Raw genomic sequence first — 2,466 nt, 5'->3', positions numbered from 1 at the left:
ACACGTTCCTGCGGGAGAACGGTGGCGACGATCCGCGCACGGCGTCCACTCCGCAGAACTACCTCGAGAAGATCTTCCAGATCACCCAGTGCCTGCGCCCGATGTCACCTGAGGGCTACGCGGACCTGATCAGCGCCAACATCGGCCTGATCGAACAGGAGTCCCGCACTCCGCCGACCCGGGTGCCACCGGCTGAGGTCGCACAGGCCGCCGGCTCCTCTGACGTCGTGCCTGCCCAGACCACTCCGGCGGAGACTCCGCAACAGGCCGAGGGCCGTCCCCCGCCATTGGCCGCCAAGGAGATCAGGTCCTACCGCGACCGCGGGCAGATCCTGCACCTGCGCTTCGTCCCGGCCTCGACGATGCTGGAGTCCGTCGACTCGACCGGCGTGCTCGTGCGCAGATCCATGATCGGCAGCGACCCGCGCGAAGACAGGATCGTGCTCGTGGACGGGAAGGTGACGCGCGCGGTTCCCGTGTCCGACGACAGGCTGCTCGTGATCGGAACCTCCGGCGCGGTGCTCGTCGACCCGTCGGCTGCTGAACCGCGCCCGATCAAGGCGGGCAACAGCCGGGTGGTGCGGGCGGTCGCCTCACCGCAGTCCGACAGGGTGTTCCTGCAGACCGAACCTCCGGCCTGGTACGCGAAGGATCTGGCGGACGGCACCGAGACCCGGCTGGCCGCCGACGTGACACCGCTCGCGCTGTCCGGCTCCTGGACCGTGGAACGGACGGATGGATCCGATGCTGTGGCCCGGAACGAGAGCACCGGCATCCGGGCGGCGCTCGGACTGCCGGCCAACGCGTGGATCGACCCTTCCGAACGCTGGCTCGCGTTGTACGACATCAAATCCGGACTCCGTCTGCGCGACTTGACCGATCCCGGCAACACCACCGAGATTCCACTCGCTCCCGCGGCGACGTTCGTGGAGTTCGGTCCGCACGACCTCATCGCGTTCTCGGACCACAGCAAGGTGTTGATCTGGGACTGCGGAACCGGCGCGGTGCGCGCCGAGGTCCAGGCCGAAGGTGAGATCACCGCCATCGCCTTCTCCCCCGACGGCGACAGGCTCGCCACCGGCGACGCCGACGGCCGGATCAGGACCTGGGTCATCCACGGCCGCAAGCCCGCGTACGACCTCTCCGCGAGCGCGCTGCGGCTCACCGAGGCCGAACGCTCGATGATCATCGCGGTGCGCCCGTTCATCGAGACACCCCGATCGGCGAAACGCCTCATCAACACCTATCGGCTGCTGCGGGCCGCGCTGTCCGAGGCCGACCTGGCCGAACTGCGCGAAACCGGGCACAGGCCGGTGCTGCTCCTGCTCAGCGTCCTGCTGGGCGAGCCGGAGGAGGCGACCGGGCTGATGCGGGACCTCCTCGGCGGCCGTCCGCTGCCGCCGTCGTTCACCGCACTCGCCGGCCACCGGAGCGCCCGCGGGCGGGAAGGGCTCGAGGCCAAGATCGCCGGGATCATCGACGCGGCCGGGGTCACCAACGACACCGCCGCCTACCGGAGATGGGCGCGGCTCGTGGCGCGCTACTCGTTCCGCACCCTCGACCTCTAGGGCGTACGCTGTGTTCAGAAAATTCTGAACGGAGTGACGGATGGCGAAGGTCGACTTCACCGGCGTGCAGTCCACCATGCTCGTGACGCTCTTCCTGAGGGCCGCCGACAGCAAGGAGAGCCGGCCGATCCTCGGCGACAGGTTCGCCGCTGACGCCGTCGAACGGATCGACTTCGACTGGCGGAAGATCGACAAGCCGGCGATCATGCGCAACCGGTTCGCGGTCGCGTTGCGCTCCAGGCAGTTCGACGAGTGGGCCGCGGACTTCCTGAGCCGGCACCCGGACGCGACGGTGCTGCAGCTCGCGTGCGGGCTCGACACCAGGGCGTTCCGGCTCGACCTCCCCGGCACGGTCCGCTGGTTCGACCTCGACCTGCCCGACGTCATCGCGTTGCGGCGCAAGCTGTACGCGGACGGCGAGCGCTACCGGATGATCGCCGCCTCGGTCACGGATCCGGGTGCGCTCGACGAGATCCCGGACGACAAGCCGGTGCTGGTGATCGCCGAGGGTCTGCTGATGTACCTGCGGGAGGACGAGGTCTGCCAGCTGCTGCGGCGAATCACGGACAGGTTCCCGGGCGGCGAGCTGATCTTCGACGGCGTCATGCCGTGGATCGCCAGGACGACCCAGGTGCTCAAGAAGTACTTCAGCCGGTGGTTCTACGACTATCCGGCGTACTGGACGCCGATGCGCGACGGCAGGGACGTCGAGCGCTGGAACCCGCGGATCCGGTTCCGCGACGAGGCGGCGATCATGGCGCGGTACGACCAGGTTCCAGACCCTGGCGTGCGCAGGCTCTACCGCTTCGGGGTCAGGTTCGCCGGGTTCCGCAACTACCTGCGGGTGTTCCGCGCGGAGTTCTAGTAGTACTTCGTCAGGTCGCGCTGACCTGGGCGT

At 68.7% G+C, this 2,466-nt stretch carries 2 protein-coding genes; both read left to right on the top strand.

The features are described 5' to 3' along the window. Positions 1-1,568 (top strand): WD40 repeat domain-containing protein (locus UK23_RS52945; protein WP_045314337.1); only part of this gene is annotated, 1,568 nt, incomplete at its 5' end. Positions 1,569-1,608: 40 nt separating this feature from the next. Further along, positions 1,609-2,433, top strand: coding sequence for a class I SAM-dependent methyltransferase (locus UK23_RS26380; protein WP_045314336.1), 825 nt, complete (start codon positions 1,609-1,611; stop codon positions 2,431-2,433). Positions 2,434-2,466: the final 33 nt, after the last annotated feature.

The organism is Lentzea aerocolonigenes (genome assembly GCF_000955955.1).
GTDB lineage: Bacteria > Actinomycetota > Actinomycetes > Mycobacteriales > Pseudonocardiaceae > Lentzea > Lentzea aerocolonigenes_A.
This window is presented reverse-complemented; position numbering and strand designations above follow the sequence as displayed.